Source organism: Streptomyces sp. N35, from assembly GCF_016464295.1.
Taxonomy (GTDB): Bacteria; Actinomycetota; Actinomycetes; order Streptomycetales; family Streptomycetaceae; genus Streptomyces.
In genome coordinates this window covers 11,538-27,956 of the sequence record NZ_JAEIMH010000104.1, presented here as the reverse complement: position 1 = coordinate 27,956, position 16,419 = coordinate 11,538, and the positions used below count along the sequence as shown (strand labels likewise).

Genomic DNA, 16,419 nt, shown 5'->3' with positions numbered 1-16,419 from the left:
AGACGGGCGGCGTCCTGGTCTCCGACAAGATCAAGCTGACCTTCGACATCTCGGCGATCCGCCAGGCCTGACGCCGGGCGACCGGCCGCCCGACAGCCGGGTGGCCGACCCCCGCACACCGTCGACCGGCCCCATATGGGGCCCGAACGGCGGCGGCAAGCCCGCGTACGGGCCGATGGCCCACCGCACCCGGCTGCGGCAGGTGGAGTCCAGGGTGATGGACGAGAAGGTGACGTTGCTCCGTTTCGTACGCGAGAACGAAGCCGAATAGGGACCGGCCAAGCTGCACAAGCGGATCGGGTGCGTCCCGTAGTCGCCGTCCCCGGACGGTGACAAATGTGGACGGCATGACGTCCACCGGCGAGATCCGCCCCTTCCGCATCGACATACCGCAGGCCGCGTTAGACGACCTGAACGACCGGCTCCGCAGGGCCCGTTGGACCGACGACGGGCCCGGCGAGCCGGGTGAGTACGGCACGAGCACCGACGTGGTGCGGCGCCTGGCCACGTACTGGCGCGACGGCTACGACTGGCGCGCGTGGGAAGCCCGGATCAATGCGCATCCGCAGTTCCTGACGGAGATCGACGGGCAGGACATCCACTTCCTGCACGTCCGCTCCCCCGAGCCCGACGCCTTCCCGCTGATCCTCACGCACGGCTGGCCCGGCTCCTTCGTGGAGTTCCTGGACGTGATCGGGCCGCTCACCGACCCGGCGGCGCACGGCGGCGACCGCGCCGACGCGTTCCACCTGGTCATCCCCTCCCTCCCCGGCTTCGGCTTCTCCGGGCCCACCAAGGACAAGGGCTGGGGCATCACCCGTACGACCAAGGCCTGGGCCGAGCTGATGAGGCGGCTCGGCTACGAGCGGTACGGGGCCGTCGGCAACGACGGCGGGTCGTTCATTTCGCCGCACCTCGGGCGGCTCGACCCCGAGCACGTCGCCGGCGTCCATGTCACCCAGGTGTTCTCGTATCCCTCGGGCGATCCCGCGGAGTTCGAGCGGCTGTCGGACGACGAGCGGCAGGCGATGGGGATCCTGCAGTGGTTCATGGAGAACAAGCTCTCCTTCAACACCCTGCAGTCACAGCAGCCGCAGACACTCGCGCACGCGCTGGCCGATTCGCCGGTGGGGCTGCTCGGCTGGAATGTGCAGCTCTTCGCGGCCGGTACGCCCGGTGAGGTGGTCCCCGACGACGACTTCATCCTCACGAACGTGGCGCTGTACTGGCTGACGGGGACGGCCGGTTCGGCCATGCGCTTCTATTACGAGATGGCGCACGAGGAGGTGCCCACCACGGGTGGGGCGGCATCCGAGCCGACGACCGTGCCGCTCGGGGTGGCCTCGTTCGAGGGCGATATGCGGCCGTTCCGTACGTTCGCCGAGCGCGACCACAGCAACATCCGGCAGTGGAACCTGTACAAGGAGCCGGGCGGGCACTATGCGGCCCATATGGAGCCCACGGTGATGGCGCGGGACATCCGGGGGTTCTTCCGCGGGTTGCGGTGACTTTGGTGGGTGCGGGGGGGGTGGAGTCAGAACCCCCCGCCGAAGTCCCCTCCTCCGCCACCGCCGAAGTCGCCGCCACCGCCGAAACCCCCGCCGAAATCATCGGAGCTGAAGTCCGAGCCCGAGGGGTCGCCGCCGCCCATCGAGGGGTCCGAGTAGGCGTAGGCCGGGCTCGCCATCATCGAGCCGAGCATGGTGCCGACCAGGAGGCCCGGCAGGATGCCGCCGCCGAAGTAGCCGCCCGCCCAGGGGCCGTACGCGGGACCGGCGTCGTAGTACGGGCGGCGGCCCTGGTCGGTGTCGACCGTGCGGACCGCCGGGTCCTCACCGTCGTCGATACGGGCCTTGTCGGCCGCGCACACCGGGACGTCGCGGGCCGGACCGCCGGGCGGTGACCAGGACGCGTCGGCCACGGACGGTCCGTGCCGGGGGTCGAAGAAGCAGGGGAGCCGGCGCTCGGGCAGGGCGCGGCCCTCGCGTCGTGCGGCCAGGACCGCGAGCGAGTAGCGACCGTCCTCGAGGGCCTGCGTCACGCCCTTGACGTCCTCGGGGCGCTGCGCCGATGCCATGATCGATTTGGCGGATTCATACGAGTCGAGGGCTCGCTCGTAGTCCTCGCGCATGGCGTCCGTCGCGCCCTTCTCGCCCGGGTGGAAGTCGAGGCGTTCCAGCTCCTCGCCGAAGGCCGTGATGTCCTCGTCGACGACGACACGCAGCCTCTCCAGGGCGGCGCGCGTCTCCTCGGCCTTCTTGCGCTTGCTGCGCTTGACCAGGACATACGCGCCCGCGCCACCGGCCACGGCGACCGCGCCCAGGCCCACCAAGGCGCCCGTCGGGACGCCGTCGTCGGCTGCCGCGCCGCCCCAGGAGCTGGGGGCGGTGCCGTTGGCGTCACGGGTGGCGGCGTTCACGTAGGCCTCGAGGCCGGCCGAGTCACCCAGGCTCTGCAGGTTCCGCGCCTCGCCCCGGGACAGCACCGACGGGTCCGCGCGTACGGAGAAGGTGTCACCGCGTTGCACCCCGTACACACCGGGGTCGCCGACCGCGGCGCGCAGAGCGGTGAAGTCCTCCTGCGTCGTGGGGAAGTCCGCCGGCAGCACGGCCAGGAACACCGGCTTGCCCGAGTCCTTGATCTGCTGGGCGAGCCGGTCCGCGTCCGCGGACGACAGCTGTCCGGAGGCCGCCGGATCGACGTACACCGGACTCTTCTCCAGCCCGTTCGCCACGGCCGAGATGTCCGAAGCGGCCGCGGCCCCGGGTGCCGCCGCGAGGGCGGCTCCCAGGGCCATCAGCAGTCCGGCCAGGGCGACCAAGATCCGCCTTGTCCCGTTGATCCGCTTCGTAAGCTTTCTCATACTTCGAAGCTAACTCAGCAAGTGCCCGGACGGGCGGGTCCGAAGGACTATTCCGTGGGCTCCACCCCGGCCCGCAGCAGTCCGTAGGTGTACGCATCCTCCAGGGCCTGCCAGGACGCGGAGATGACGTTCTCCGCGACACCGACCGTGGCCCACTCCCCCTGGCCGTCCGAGGTGGAGATCAGCACGCGGGTCGTGGACTCGGTGCCGTGCCGGCCTTCGAGGATGCGGACCTTGTAGTCGACGAGTTCCAGCTTGGCGAGCTGCGGATAGATCCGCTCCAGACCGCGGCGCAGGGCGTTGTCGAGGGCGTTGACCGGGCCGTTTCCCTCACCGGTGGTGACGATGCGCTCACCCTTGGCCCACAGCTTCACGGTGGCCTCGTTGGCGTGGGTGCCGTCGGGCAGGTCCTCGACGATGGCGCGCCAGGACTCGACCCGGAAGTAGCGGCGCGCACGGCCCTCGACCTCCTCGCGGAGCAGCAGCTCGAAGGAGGCGTCGGCGGCCTCGTACGTATAGCCCTTGAGTTCACGCTCCTTGACCCGCTCGACGACCCGGCCGACCAGTTCGCGGTCGCCGCCGAGGTCGACGCCGAGCTCCTTGCCCTTGAGCTCGACGGAGGCGCGGCCCGCCATGTCGGAGACCAGCATGCGCATGGTGTTGCCGACGAGTTCGGGGTCGATGTGCTGGTACAGGTCCGGGTCGACCTTGATCGCGGAGGCGTGCAGTCCCGCCTTGTGCGCGAAGGCCGAGACGCCCACGTACGGCTGGTGCGTGGAGGGCGTCAGGTTCACGACCTCGGCGATGGCGTGCGAGATCCGGGTCATGTCCTTGAGGGAGCCCTCGGGCAGGACGTGCTTGCCGTACTTGAGCTCCAGGGCGGCGACGACCGGGAAGAGATTGGCGTTGCCGACCCGCTCGCCGTAGCCGTTGGCCGTGCACTGGACGTGGGTGGCGCCCGCGTCCACGGCGGCGAGTGTGTTGGCGACCGCGCAGCCGGTGTCGTCCTGGGCATGGATGCCGAGCCGGGCGCCGGTGTCGGCGAGCACCGTGCCGACGACCGCCTGGACCTGGGCGGGGAGCATGCCGCCGTTGGTGTCGCAGAGGATGACGACCTCCGCGCCCGCTTCGTGAGCCGTACGGACGACGGACTTCGCGTACGCGGGATTGGCGCGATAGCCGTCGAAGAAGTGCTCGCAGTCGACGAAGACCGTGCGGCCCTGCTCGCGCAGATACGCCACGGTGTCGGCGATCATCGCGAGGTTCTCGTCGAGGGTGGTGCGCAGGGCGAGTTCGACATGGCGGTCATGGGACTTGGCGACCAGCGTGATCACCGGGGCGCCGGACGCGAGCAGCGCCCTGACCTGCGGGTCCTCCTCGGCCTTGGCGCCGGCCCTGCGGGTGGCGCCGAAGGCCACGAGCTGGGCGTTCTTGAACGTGATCTCGTCGGCGGCGCGCGCGAAGAACTCGGTGTCGCGGGGGTTGGCGCCCGGCCAGCCGCCCTCGATGTAGCCGACGCCGAAGTCGTCCAGGTGCCGCGCGATGGTCAGCTTGTCCGCGACGGTGAGGTTGATGCCCTCGCGCTGCGCGCCGTCGCGCAGCGTCGTGTCGAAGACGTGGAAGGCGTCGCGGGGGCCGTAGGGCCCTTCGGCATCTCCGTGCGAGGTTTCCGTGGCTTGGGTCATGCTGCTGGCTCCTGATTCGGATCTCGGTCTACCGGAAGGACCGGCTCCGCCGTCCTCCTATGATCCCTGGCGCTCCGTGTCCGGCTGAGGGTGGGCCGGAAAACGAAAAAACCCCTCGCGGGTACGAGAGGTTTGCGCGCGGGTCGAGGACGACGGTGTCCGCCCGTACGTCGGTCGGTACGGGACGGTCACTGCGGACCGGCGCGCCTGCTGCCAATAATCATGGCGAACGAGAGCACGGTCGCAGTCTTGCACACTCCCCGGCGGCCGCGGGGGGCGTCTCAGGATGCGAACGCCCTTGCCGTAGGGCCTTCTTCGCGTGCGGTGCCCGCGGGGCTCGGCCGCGTCCACCGCGCGTGCTCTCCTCGCTCGCCTCGTGCGCCCCTCCTTTCCCAAGGCCCTCTTGTCGCCCACAGGTCCATACCTTCACACTGCTAGCGCTCCGCAGATCTGATCTGTACACGACACCCCACTGTCGGGAGGCAGTTCGTGAAGCGCACCCTTGCCCTGGCCGCGGCCCTCGCCGCTTTCCCCCTCACCCTCGGCTCAGCCGCCCTGGCGGCGCCCGAGCCGACGCCCGGCGCCGGCATCACCGCAAGCCCGGAGACGTATCGCCAGAACACCGAGCTCAAGGCCGAGTTGGGCAGCCGCAGCGCCGGCAGCTATCTCGGCGCCGACGGCGAGATGGTCACCACGGTGACCAGCGAGGCCGACGCCGCCCTGGTCAGAGCCGAAGGCGCCGAGCCCCGGCTGGTCGAGCGCAGCGGCGCCGAGCTGCGCGGCGCGCAGCAGGCTCTGACCGAGACGTCGGTACCGGGCACGTCGGTCGGCATCGATCCCCGCCGCAACCAGGTCGTCGTCGAGGCCGACTCGACGGTCTCCAAGGCGGAGCTCGCCCGGCTGCGGCGGCTGGCCGCGGCGCAGGACGGCGCGGTCCGGGTGGTCCGTATCCCGGGCGTCTTCAAGGAGGAGGTCGCGGGCGGTGACGCGATCTACGGCGGCGGCTACCGCTGCTCCTCCGCCTTCAACGTCTCCTCCGGCTCGACCCGGTACTTCGTGACGGCCGGGCACTGCACCAACGCGGCCACCGACTGGCGCGCCACCAGCGGCGGCGCGGTGATCGGGCAGCGGCACGGCACCAGCTATCCGACCAACGACTACGGCATCGTCCGCTACACCGACGGCTCGTCCCCGAGCGGCAACGTCAACCTCTACAACGGCAGCCACCAGGACATCACTTCGGCCGCGGACCCGGTCGTCGGCCAGGCGGTGCGCAAGAGCGGCTCGACGACCAAGGTCACCTCGGGCACGGTCACGGCGACCAATGTCACGGTCAACTACGGCAGCGGCAACATCGCGTACGGCATGGTCCGTACGACGGTCTGCTCGGCGGGCGGCGACAGCGGTGGCGCCCACTTCTCGGGCTCCACGGCGCTCGGCATCCACTCGGGCAGCGGCGGCTGCAGCGACGGCGTCAACGGCTCGGCGATCTTCCAGCCGGTACGGGAGGCGCTGTCGGCGTACGGGGTGAACGTGTACTGAGCGGGTGCGGTGCGTCCTGTCCGTCCCCGGCGGTCCGGGGGCGGACAGGACGCTCTGCTTTCCGGCGTGCTGAAGACGTCTCAGTCGGACCGCAGGGACTCGTCCAGGAACTCCCGTACATGCGCGAGCACTTCGTCCCGGTTCGCCCCCGGCAGGCCCACCGCCACATGGACCGAGAAGCCGTCGAGCAGGGCGCGCAGGCGGATGGCGAAGCGCTCGGGGTCCCTGGGCCGGAACTCTCCGCGGGAGATGCCCTCGGCGAGCAGGGCGACCAGGTCGCGGTGCCAGGCTCCCTCGATGGCCAGCTGGCGGCGGCCCGCCTCGACGGAGGCGTCCGCGTACGGGGAGCGGTTCCAGACCTCCATCCACAGGGTCCAGTGCGGGTCGCGGGGGCCTTCGGGGACGTACAGGTCGACGTATGCGCCGAGGCGTTCCCGTACGGAAGAAGCACCCGAGAGCAGTGCCCGCCGCCGCTCGCCCAGGCGGCCCTCGCTCCACTCCAGGGTCTGCAGGAGCAGCTCGTCCTTGGTCTTGAAGTAGTAGAGGAGATGGCCGCTGCTCATCGCGACCTCGCGGCCGAGCGCCGCCATGGTGAGCTGGTCGAGTCCGCCGTCGGCGACCATCGCCATGGCGGCGGCGAGCACCTCCTCGCGCGGGGGCGCGTGCTTGCGTGAGCGTGGTGGCGTGCTCATGCCGTACGGGGCTGCTGCTGGGTGATGCAGTGGATGCCGCCGCCGCCCGCGAAGATGGTGCGGGCGTCGACCAGCGTGACCGTGCGGTCCGGGAACAGGCGGCGGAAGATGCCTGCCGCGTGCTCGTCGCGCGGGTCGTCGAAGGCGCACAGGACCACGCCCCCGTTGCAGAGGTAGTGGTTGATGTAGGAATAGTCGGCCCAGCCGCCGTCCTCCTCGCGGATCTTCGTGGGGGCCGGGATCTCGACGACCTCCAGGCGGCGGCCCCGCGCGTCGGTCTGCGTACGGAGGAACTCGACGTTCGCGCGGCACAGTTCGTGGTCCGGGTGGGACGGGTCCGGCTGAGTGTGGGCGACCACCACGCCGGGGGCCGCGAAGGCGGCGACGATGTCGACGTGGCCGAGGGTGCCGTAGCCGTGCGGAGGGTAGTCGGCGGTCAGGCCGCGCTTCAGCCAGATCGCCTTCGTCGTGCCGAGCTTCGCGTGGATCTCGGCCTCGACCCGCTCGCGGGACCAGCCGGGGTTGCGCTCCGGGCCCAGCTGCACGGTCTCGGTGAGCAGGACCGTGCCCTCGCCGTCGACGTGGATGCCGCCGCCCTCGTTGACGAGGGGGGAGCTGTGCACGGGGACGCCGGCGAGATCCGCCACATATGAGGCGATCTTGGCGTCGTGTTCCCAGCGGGCCCACTCCTGGGCGCCCCAGCCGTTGAACACCCAGTCCACGGCAGCGAGTCGGCCTTCCTCGCCGAGGACGAACGTGGGGCCGATGTCGCGCATCCACGCGTCGTCGAGGTCACGCTCGACCAGCTCGATGTCCGGACCGAGCAGGGCGCGGGCGGAGTCCGCCTGGCCGGGTCCGTGGACGACGGTGACCGGCTCGAAGCGGCGGACCGCGCGGGCGACCGAGGCCCAGGCCTCGCGCGCCTCGGCGAGCTCTTCAGCGCGGGAGAAGGTGGTGTTGGGGCCGGGCCAGGCCATCCAGGTGCGCTCGTGCGGGGCCCACTCGGCGGGCATACGGAAAGTCATCGGGGGCTCTCTCAGGAGGTCAGAGGCAGTGTCATTTAGAAGAAGTAGAGGCGGTTCAGGGATACGGAGTCGGCGGGCTCCGAGCGCATCGGCCGCCCGTCGAGCGTGACCAGACCGCTGTGGGCGTCCACGTCGACGGCGCCGATACGGGAGTTGAGCAGCAGGTCGCGCGGCCCCGTGCCGCGCGCCCCCCGACCCCCGACACGGCGCCGGGGGGCGGGCAGCGGGCCGCCTCCGAGGGCGGCGGCCGCCTGCGAGACGAAGGCGACGGAGAGGTCGGCGGGCGTCGCGCCGTGCGCGCCGAACTGCGGGCCGAGGACGAGGGGTTCACAGGTGTCGGTGGCCGCGTTCGGGTCGCCGACGACGCCGTACGCGGGGAAGCCCGACTTGAGGACCAGCTGCGGTTTCGCGCCGAAGAACGCCGGCTGCCAGAGCACGATGTCCGCCATCTTGCCGACCTCGATCGACCCGATCTCGTGCGCGAGACCGTGGGCGATGGCCGGGTTGATGGTCAGCTTGGCGATGTAGCGCAGGACGCGCGCGTTGTCGTCGTGCGCGCCGTCGCCCTCCATCGGGCCGAGCTCGGCCTTCATCTTGCCCGCCATCGCGAACGTACGACGGACCGTCTCGCCGGCCCGCCCCATGCCCTGCGCGTCGGAGGAGGTGATGCCGATCGCGCCCAGGTCGTGCAGCACGTCCTCGGCGCCCATCGTCCCGGCGCGGATGCGGTCGCGGGCCATGGCGGCGTCGCCCGGCAGATCGGTCTTGAGGTCGTGGACGGAGACGATCATCCCGTAGTGCTCGGCGACCGCGTCCCGGCCGAAGGGCAGGGTGGGGTTGGTGGAGGAGCCGATGACGTTCGGGACGCCCGCCATCTTCAGGACGTTCGGTACGTGACCGCCGCCGCAGCCCTCGATATGGAAGGCGTGGATGGTACGGCCGTCCAGGACGCCAAGGGTGTCCTCGACCGACAGGCACTCGTTCAACCCGTCGCTGTGCAGGGCGACTTGGACGTCGTACTCCTCGGCGACGCGCAGCGCGGTGTCCAACGCCCGGGTGTGCGCACCCATGTCCTCGTGCACCTTGAAACCGCAGGCGCCGCCCTCGGCGAGGGCCTCCACCAGCGGGGCTTCATGGGAGGACGAACCGCGCGCCAGGAAGCCGATGTTGACCGGCCAGGCGTCGAAGGCGTTGAAGGCGTGCTTGAGGGCCCAGGGCGAGTTGACGCCGACGCCCCAGACCGGGCCGAACTCCTGGCCGATGACCGTGGTGACGCCGGAGGCGAGCGAGGCCTCCATGATGCGCGGCGAGAGCAGGTGTACGTGGGTGTCCACGGCTCCCGCGGTGGCGATCATCCCCTCGCCGGAGACGATCGACGTCCCGGTGCCGACCACGACCTCCACGCCGTCGAGGGTGTCCGGGTTCCCGGCCCGTCCGATCGCGTGGATCCGGCCCTCGCGGATGCCGATCGAGGTCTTGCGGATGCCCTGCACCGCGTCGATGACCAGAACGTTGCTGATGACGACATCGCAGGTGTCGCGTACGGCGGCGGCCTTGAGGTGCAGCCCGTCACGGGCGGTCTTGCCGAACCCGGCGAGGAACTCGTCGCCGTACGCCTGCGAGTCCCCCTCCACCCGGACCACCAGGCCCGAGTCGCCGAGGACGACGCGGTCGCCCGCACGGGGGCCGTGTGTGGCCGCGTACTCGTGCGGGGTCAGCCGGCGGGCTTCGGCCGGGTGGCCTCCGGGACGGCTCATCGCCCGTCCTCCTTTTCGATGGGCTCGATGGGCTCGATGGACTCGTTGGATTCCTTGGGGTCCTTGGATTCCTTGGGGTCCTTGGGGTCCTTGGGGTCCTCGGGGTCCTCGGGGCCGACCCCGAGATACCCGCAGGCGGCCGCGCGGCGCAGCGCCTCGGCGCGGGTGCCGGGTGCGTCCAGGGGCCCGTCGACGAGACCCGCGAACCCGATGGCGATCCGCTCACCGCCGATCGGCACGAGGCCGACCTCGGCCGACTCGCCGGGGCCGAACCGTACGGACGCCCCGGCCGGGATCGCGAGCCGCATCCCGTATGCCGCCGCGCGGTCGAAGTCGAGCCGTGGATTGGCCTCGAAGAAGTGGAAGTGCGAGGTCACGCTGACGGGGACGGACGCGGTGTTGCGTACGTCGATACGCACGGTCGCGGCGGGCTCCTGATGAGCGGGTCCCGGCAGGACCGCACCCGGAGCCGCCTCCCCCAGCGAGCCCCCGGCCAGGGGATCGGAGACCACGGCGAGCCGGGACCCGTCGTCGAAGACGGCCTCCACATGCACCTCGGTCACCACATCGGCGACGCCCGGCAGCACGTCGTCCGGCCCCAGCACCGCCTTCGCCCGCGCGATCGCCTCGGCCAGGCGCAGACCGTCGCGGGCCGCCTCGCACACGGTGTCGGCGATCAGCGCGGTCGCCTCGGGCACGTTGAGCTTGAGGCCGCGCGCCCGCCGGGCACGGGCCAGCTCGGCGGCGCCGAACAGGAGCAGGCGGTCGCGTTCGGTGGGGGTGAGTCGCATGGGGCCGGGCACTCCCTCGGTGACGTTTAGAGTGCCACTCTAAACGTTGGAGGGCGTCGTGGGCATCGTCGAGGTCACAGCTTGAGATCTGTCACATCGAGCGGCACTCAAACGAGTGCCTCGGCTCAGCCGGCCGCATCCTCGATCAGCCTCCAGGCACGGCCTGCGGTGTCGTAGCGCAGGGTGCCGCGCACCAACGTCAGGTCCAGGGCGCGGAGCTGCCGGTACGCCTCGTCGTCGAGGTCGCGGGTGAGCAGCACACGGACGCCGGTGTCGGTGTCCTGGAGGGCCACGGGGCGCGGGGCCGGGGTGCGCCGGACCGCCTCCTTGAATTTCCGGTACGCGTCCTCGGCGAGCTTGCCGCCGAGGCTCCCGAGGAAGGCGTGCAGGGGCAGCGTGACGAGGATGAGGAGCTCCAGGCTGCGGCGTACGGGAACGGCCTTGACGCGGACGGTGAGGCCGAGGTCGGTGAGGGCTTCGACGAGGGCGGTCTCGGTGCCGGGGGCGTGCTGGTCGGGGGCGAACCGGGGGGGGGGGGGGGGGGGGTGGGGGGGCATGGGGCGCCCCTCCGCGCGGGGGGGGGGGGGGGCTCCGGCGGGGGCGGCCGCGGGGGGGGGGGCGCCCTGTGGGGGGACGAACAGGACGGCGGCGGGCGGGGGTTGGGTGGTCATGGGCCGCCTCTCGTCAGGGGGTGCGGGTGAGGTCGAGGAGCAGGACGTCGGGGCCTTCGATGACGGCGAGCAGGGTCCCGTCGCGGCTGTAGGCGACACGGCGCACACCGGGCGGGCCGTACTTCGGGCCCTCCGGCGGAGAACGGTGCTCCCACAGGAGGCCCCCGTTCCGCAGATCCCACACCGTCGCGCCCGACGCGTGGGCAGTGGCGAGCGTGGTGCCGTCCGGGCCGAAGGCGAGGTCGCTGACCCGGAGGCTCTGCGCCAGTTCCAGGACCCGGCCGCCTGCGGGGAACTCCCAGACGTGAACGGTCTTTCCGCTCGCCGTGGCGAGGCGGGTGCTGTCCGGGCTGAAGGCCACGGCGTCCACGGCGTCGGTATGGGGCAGGCTCAGGACCTCGTCGCCGGACCTCGTGCCCCAGACCCGGGCGTTTCCTCCGGAAAGCCCCGTGAATTGCACAGCCGGCGGCGCCTGCGGATGTCCGGCCGCGGCGAACCAGGTGCCGTCGGGCGAGAACGCCACCGCTCTGATCAGCTCGGTGATCAGTATCGTCCGTTTCGGGCCCCCGGCCTCGCTGAGCGTCACCACGCCGTGGTGAACGGTCGCGGCGACCCGGCCGCCCTCGGCGACAGCCGCCGTCAAACTGCTCCCGTTGCCGAGCGAACGCTTCTCGACCAAGCTGCCCGACGCTGTATGCCAGACGCGTACCGAACCGCCCGCGACGGTCGCGAAGGTCTCGCCCGCGGCGTCGAAGGACACATCGAGGACCACCTCCTGGTACATGAAGGACGACTTGACGGCGTCCAGTGCCTCGGCCAGGTATCCGCCACTGCGGACCCGGCACACGCGCCCGCCGGCGCGATCGACGACCACGGCCGTCCACCCCCCGCCGCCGATGGCCAGGCGTCCGGAGTCCCCGCTGAACGCCAGCGAAACAGGCCCGCGGGGACCGCTGACGCGGGTGATGCGCGGTGGCGGCCCTGTGAAGCGGCGGCGGAACCGCCGGCCTTCGGGCCGGGCGGGGGCAGGCCCTGCCACACCGGCGGGGCCACCTGCCTGCGGTGCCCGCGCGGGGCTGCCGCCGAGCCCGGCGAGCCGGAAACGGGCCAGCGGGTCACCGGGCTCTGTGCGCGGAGACTCAGGCTCTCCGCGCAGAGGCTCAGGCTCAGGACGTGCGGGCTCCGGTTCCGGACGTACGGGTGCCGGCACCTGCGCGGGTGCCGGCGCAGACGAGGGCTCGGTCACGGGCCGCACCGCCTCGGCCCGCGCCATCTCCGCCACCGGCTCCGCAACCTCGAACAACACCCCCTCCGCCGCCCGCATGAAGAGCACCGGCGTCCCCCACTCCAATGTCCCCGGCAACGCCAGACGGATCGCCTGCCGCGCCTCCGTCACCGCCGCGTCGACGGGCAGCCGGTGCGCGAGGCCCTCGTAGAAGGTGCGGCCGAACTCCACCGCCGCACGGTCGGAGATCGCGTACTGCATCGCGAGCACGGCCGGCACCCCCGCGCGCAGCAGCGCACCGCCCATGCTGGAGAAGGGGTCGGCCGCCGCCGAGCGGCCGGTCTCGCATGCGTTGAGCACGACCAGGCGCAGCGAGCGGTGAGCGTGCAGCATCATCGCGAGGTTCTCGGCGCCGAGCTGGTACGTGCCGCCCTCCTCGCCCGCGAGTGCCAGGGTGCCTTCCTGGGCGACCGGGTCGAAGCCGCCGTGGCCGATGAAGTGCAGGATGTGCCAGGGGCCCCGCCTGGTGAGCGCGGTGCGCAAGGCGCGCCAGGTCTCGCCCTCGACCCAGCCGAGTTCGATGAGCCCGGCCTCCCGCAGACCTGCGAGCGCGCCGACGAGCCGGTCACGCTCGGCCTGGACCGCGAGGGGTTCGAGATCGTCGGGGCGGGCGGCCATGCACAGGATGCGCAGGGGCGCGGCAACGACCAACGGGCGCTGGGGTGTGGCTACTTGGGGACGGCGGACCAGCGGCATCGTCGTACAGACGTACATGTTCTCGCCGCTGTCGAAGAGGAACTCCCAGGGCAGCCGCGCGAGTTCGGGCGGACGCACCCGCAGCACCAGGCGCAGCGAACGGTCCGCATCGGCCGCGCGGTGACGAGCCGCGGCGAACAGCGCACGGCCCTCACCCGCCAGCAGCAGGTCGAAAAGGATCCGGCCCAGCTCCTGCACGGGCCGCTCCTCGGGCGGCGCACTGCGGCGCACCACGGCGGAGGAGGCGAGGATCGCATCGGGGATACGGGCCGTGAGGATGCGCAGCTCCTCGGCACCGGCCGGCAGCCGCACCCCGTCGGCGCTCGTTTCCGCGCCGTCAGGGGCACGCAAGGTCACCTGATAGGCGCCGGGTCCCGCCGGACCGATCTCGGCCTGGAAGTCGACTGTGTGCACGGCTCGCCCCACCCCCGTCCCCACCAGGGCCGGGTCCACGATCCCACGCGGGCAGGTCCCCTGACATGCGAATGACGCGGATACGCGGCACGGGTGGACTCGCCCGCCCCTGCGGCGCAGATCCCCCGGCAGGCCGGCCCCGCCGGGTCTCCTTGGCGGATGATCTCTCGCGCACCGTCAGCAGGGCGGTAGGCCTGTGCACATCCTCATCGGACTCGTCGGGCTCGTCGTCTTCCTCGCCCTGGCCTTCCTGCCGTCCCGCGATCTGCGGCTGCTGCGCGTCAAGGCGCCGTACATCGGGCTGATGCTCGTCGTCCAGTTCCTGCTCGGTCTCGTCATGCTGAAGACGAGCCTGGGGCAGAGCGCCGTCAACGGTCTCGCGGACGGGTTCGGCAAGCTCCTGGAGTACGCCGGTGACGGCACGGCGTTCGTGTTCGGGAGCCTCGCCGACCCCGACGCCGAGGGCAATGTGCCGTTCCTGCTCAGCGTGCTGATGCCGATCATCTTCGTGTCCGCGCTGATCGGCATCCTGCAGTACCTGCGGGTGCTCCCGCTGATCGTGAAGTACCTCGGCATCGTCCTGTCGAAGGTCACCGGAGCCGGCCGGCTCGAGTCGTTCAACGCCGTATCGGCCGCGATCCTCGGCCAGTCCGAGAGCTTCATCGCGATCAAGACGCTGCTGCCCACGCTGACCCCGAAGCGCCTCTACATGCTGAGCGCCTCGGCCATGTCCACGGTTTCGATGTCGATCGTCGGCGCCTACATGACGATGATCGAGCCGCGTTACGTCGTGGCCGCCATCGTGCTCAATCTCTTCGGCGGCTTCATCGTGGTCTGGCTGCTCAATCCGTACGAGCTGACGCCCGAGGAGGACGTGGTCGTCACGCCCGAGCGGAAGAAGCGGTCGTTCTTCGAGATGCTCGGCGAGTACATCCTCGACGGCGCGAAGATCGCGGTCACCGTCGCGGCCATGCTGATCGGGTTCGTCGCGCTGATCGCGCTGATCAACGGGCTCGTCTCGGGGCTCACGGGCGGCACGAGCTTCCAGGAGCTCCTGGGGTACGTCTTCGCCCCGTTCGCCTTCCTCACCGGGGTGCCCTGGGACGAGTGCGTCGACGCCGGGCAGATCATGGCCACCAAACTGGTGTCGAACGAGTTCGTGGCGATGCTCGCGTTCACCGACGCCAACCCCGGCGGGAAGGTCGAACTCGGCGAGCGGGCCACGGCGATCGTCCAGACGTTCCTGGTGTCCTTCGCCAACTTCAGTTCGATCGGCATCATCGCCGGCGCCGTGAAGTCCCTCTCGCCGCCGCACGGCGACCAGATCGCCCGCTTCGGTCTCAAGCTCGTGTACGGGGCCACGCTGGTGTCGTTCATCAGCGCGACGATCGTGGGCCTGATCTCGTAGGCGAGCCCGCAGCGGATCGTGAAGCTCCGGGGTATCGGGGCGGAGCGGAGGGGGGCCCGGCGGGGCGCGGGCGGGGGGGGGGGAGGGGGGCCGCCCCCCCCTCGCTCCCGTTCGGATCTGCTCAAACGCCGCAGGGGCTGAAAGAAAGCCGAAGGCCGGGCCCCCTCCGCGGGGAGCCCGGCCTTCGCCGTACGTACGACGCGGGACCTAGCCCAGCGTGTGCATCCAGCCGTGCTTGTCCGTGGCCGTGCCGCGCTGGATGTCGAGGAGGGCCTCGCGCAGGCGCAGGGTGACCGGGCCCGGCTCGCCGGCGGACTGGGCCCATTCGCCCGCGTTGCACTTGACCGTGCCGACGGGGGTGATCACCGCGGCGGTACCGCAGGCGAAGACCTCGGTGAGCGAGCCGTTCTGGGCGTCGCGCTGCCATTCGTCGAGGGAGATGCGGCCCTCGGTGGCCGTGTAGCCGAGGTCGCGGGCGACCTGGAGGAGCGAGTCACGGGTGACGCCCTCGAGGATCGAGCCGGTGAGCTCGGGGGTGACGATCTTGTCGCCGTACACGAAGTACAGGTTCATGCCGCCGAGTTCCTCGACCCACTTGTGCTCGACCGCGTCGAGGTAGCAGACCTGGTCGCAGCCCTTGGCGGCGGCCTCGGCCTGGGCGAGCAGCGAGGCGGCGTAGTTGCCGCCGGTCTTCGCGGCGCCCATGCCGCCGGGAACGGCGCGCACGCGGTCCTCGGAGAGCCAGATCGAGACGGGCTTCACACCGCCGGCGAAGTACGCGCCCGCGGGCGAGGCGATGACCATGAAGAGGTACTCGTTGGCCGGCTTCACACCGAGACCGACCTCGGTCGCGAACATGAACGGGCGCAGGTAGAGGGACTCCTCGCCGCCGTGCGCCGGGACCCAGTCCTTGTCCTGCTGCACGAGCAGGTCGCAGGCCTCGATGAAGGTCTCGGCGGGCAGCTCGGGCATCGCGAGCCGGCGGGCGGAGGCCTGGAAGCGCTTGGCGTTGGCCTCCGGGCGGAAGGTGGCGACGGTGCCGTCGGGCTGCCGGTAGGCCTTGAGGCCCTCGAAGATCTCCTGCGCGTAGTGCAGGGTCATGTTCGCCGGGTCGATCGAGAGCGGGCCGTACTCCACGAGCTGTCCGTCGTGCCAGCCGCGGCCCTCGGTCCACTTGATGGTGACCATGTGGTCGGTGAAGTGGCGGCCGAAGCCGGGGTTGGCCAGGATCGCCTGGCGCTCGGCCGCGGACAGCGGGTGCGAGGAGGGCTTGAGCTCGATCGTGGGCGTCGTCATGAGTGGATGTCCTTCACCGGTTTCGTGTGTGACGGACCGCGCCTCACGCCCAGTCTTCGGAAAATGATCCAGTCCCGGACGACTGAGAGCTTGCTACCCCACATTCCGCGGCCCCACGTTCGATTATCGCTCGTGTCCGGCCGTGGGCGAAACGGGTGGAGGCGGTGTGCGGCGGCCCAAGGGTCGATGGTGGCATCCGGCGGCGCAAACGAGAAGGCGCCCGGTGGCTTGGGCGGGGGTGCCCGGGGGCTGGCGGGGGGGGTTCCGGGGGGGCCCGGGGGGCCCGCCGGGGGG

General features: G+C 71.3%; 12 protein-coding genes and 1 pseudogene. 4 read left to right on the top strand and 9 right to left on the bottom strand.

Annotated features, from left to right (window positions below):
* Together JAO81_RS43105 and JAO81_RS36710 are read left to right on the top strand one after the other, a co-directional pair.
* Positions 1-71 (top strand): annotated as a pseudogene (locus JAO81_RS43105) (polyisoprenoid-binding protein); the annotation flags it as partial.
* 276 nt (positions 72-347) lie between these two features.
* Positions 348-1,508: an epoxide hydrolase family protein gene (locus JAO81_RS36710; protein ID WP_199552330.1), complete on the top strand. Its 1,161-nt coding sequence runs from the start codon at positions 348-350 to the stop codon at positions 1,506-1,508.
* 26 nt (positions 1,509-1,534) lie between these two features.
* On the opposite strand, the gene JAO81_RS36705 is transcribed toward JAO81_RS36710, so the two are convergent.
* Positions 1,535-2,863 carry a hypothetical protein gene (locus JAO81_RS36705; RefSeq protein WP_199552329.1) on the bottom strand — a complete coding sequence of 443 codons (1,329 nt, stop codon included), beginning with the start codon at positions 2,861-2,863 and terminating at the stop codon, positions 1,535-1,537.
* A 47-nt stretch (positions 2,864-2,910) separates the two neighbouring features.
* Entirely contained in the window at positions 2,911-4,548 is a 1,638-nt protein-coding gene (gene cimA / locus JAO81_RS36700; RefSeq protein ID WP_199552328.1) for a citramalate synthase, read from the bottom strand.
* Positions 4,549-5,037: 489 nt separating this feature from the next.
* Here cimA and JAO81_RS36695 point away from each other — a divergent pair, with 489 nt between their 5' ends.
* Positions 5,038-6,090, top strand: a complete 1,053-nt coding sequence (locus JAO81_RS36695; RefSeq protein ID WP_307814086.1) for a S1 family peptidase — start codon at positions 5,038-5,040, stop codon at positions 6,088-6,090.
* An 80-nt stretch (positions 6,091-6,170) separates the two neighbouring features.
* Here the strand turns inward: JAO81_RS36695 and JAO81_RS36690 are convergent, their stop codons facing one another.
* The 6 genes from JAO81_RS36690 to JAO81_RS36665 form a co-directional block, all read right to left on the bottom strand.
* Complete coding sequence (locus JAO81_RS36690) at positions 6,171-6,782, bottom strand: TetR/AcrR family transcriptional regulator (protein ID WP_199552327.1); 612 nt, start codon at positions 6,780-6,782, stop codon at positions 6,171-6,173.
* Positions 6,779-7,807 (bottom strand): agmatine/peptidylarginine deiminase, encoded by a 1,029-nt coding sequence (locus tag JAO81_RS36685; RefSeq protein ID WP_199552326.1) that lies wholly within the window; start codon positions 7,805-7,807, stop codon positions 6,779-6,781. The genes JAO81_RS36690 and JAO81_RS36685 overlap by 4 nt, the downstream gene beginning before the upstream one ends.
* Before the next feature lie 35 nt (positions 7,808-7,842).
* On the bottom strand, positions 7,843-9,564 hold the full coding sequence (locus JAO81_RS36680; protein WP_199552325.1) for an urease subunit alpha: 1,722 nt from the start codon (positions 9,562-9,564) through the stop codon (positions 7,843-7,845).
* Positions 9,561-10,355, bottom strand: a complete 795-nt coding sequence (ureA, locus tag JAO81_RS36675; RefSeq protein WP_199552324.1) for an urease subunit gamma — start codon at positions 10,353-10,355, stop codon at positions 9,561-9,563. Before ureA ends, JAO81_RS36680 begins: the two co-directional genes overlap by 4 nt.
* A gap of 125 nt (positions 10,356-10,480) precedes the next feature.
* The gene (locus JAO81_RS36670; RefSeq protein WP_199552323.1) at positions 10,481-10,912 is read right to left on the bottom strand and encodes a hypothetical protein; all 432 of its coding nucleotides are present in this window, start codon (positions 10,910-10,912) and stop codon (positions 10,481-10,483) included.
* A 127-nt stretch (positions 10,913-11,039) separates the two neighbouring features.
* On the bottom strand, positions 11,040-13,421 hold the full coding sequence (locus JAO81_RS36665) for a CHAT domain-containing protein (protein ID WP_199552322.1): 2,382 nt from the start codon (positions 13,419-13,421) through the stop codon (positions 11,040-11,042).
* A 196-nt stretch (positions 13,422-13,617) separates the two neighbouring features.
* On the opposite strand from JAO81_RS36665, the gene JAO81_RS36660 reads away from it, so the two are divergent.
* On the top strand, positions 13,618-14,829 hold the full coding sequence (locus JAO81_RS36660) for a nucleoside transporter C-terminal domain-containing protein (RefSeq protein WP_199552321.1): 1,212 nt from the start codon (positions 13,618-13,620) through the stop codon (positions 14,827-14,829).
* A gap of 207 nt (positions 14,830-15,036) precedes the next feature.
* On the opposite strand, the gene JAO81_RS36655 is transcribed toward JAO81_RS36660, so the two are convergent.
* A complete protein-coding gene (locus JAO81_RS36655) occupies positions 15,037-16,125 on the bottom strand; it encodes a branched-chain amino acid aminotransferase (protein WP_199552320.1) in 1,089 nt (362 codons plus the stop codon).
* Between the last annotated feature and the right edge of the window lie 294 nt (positions 16,126-16,419).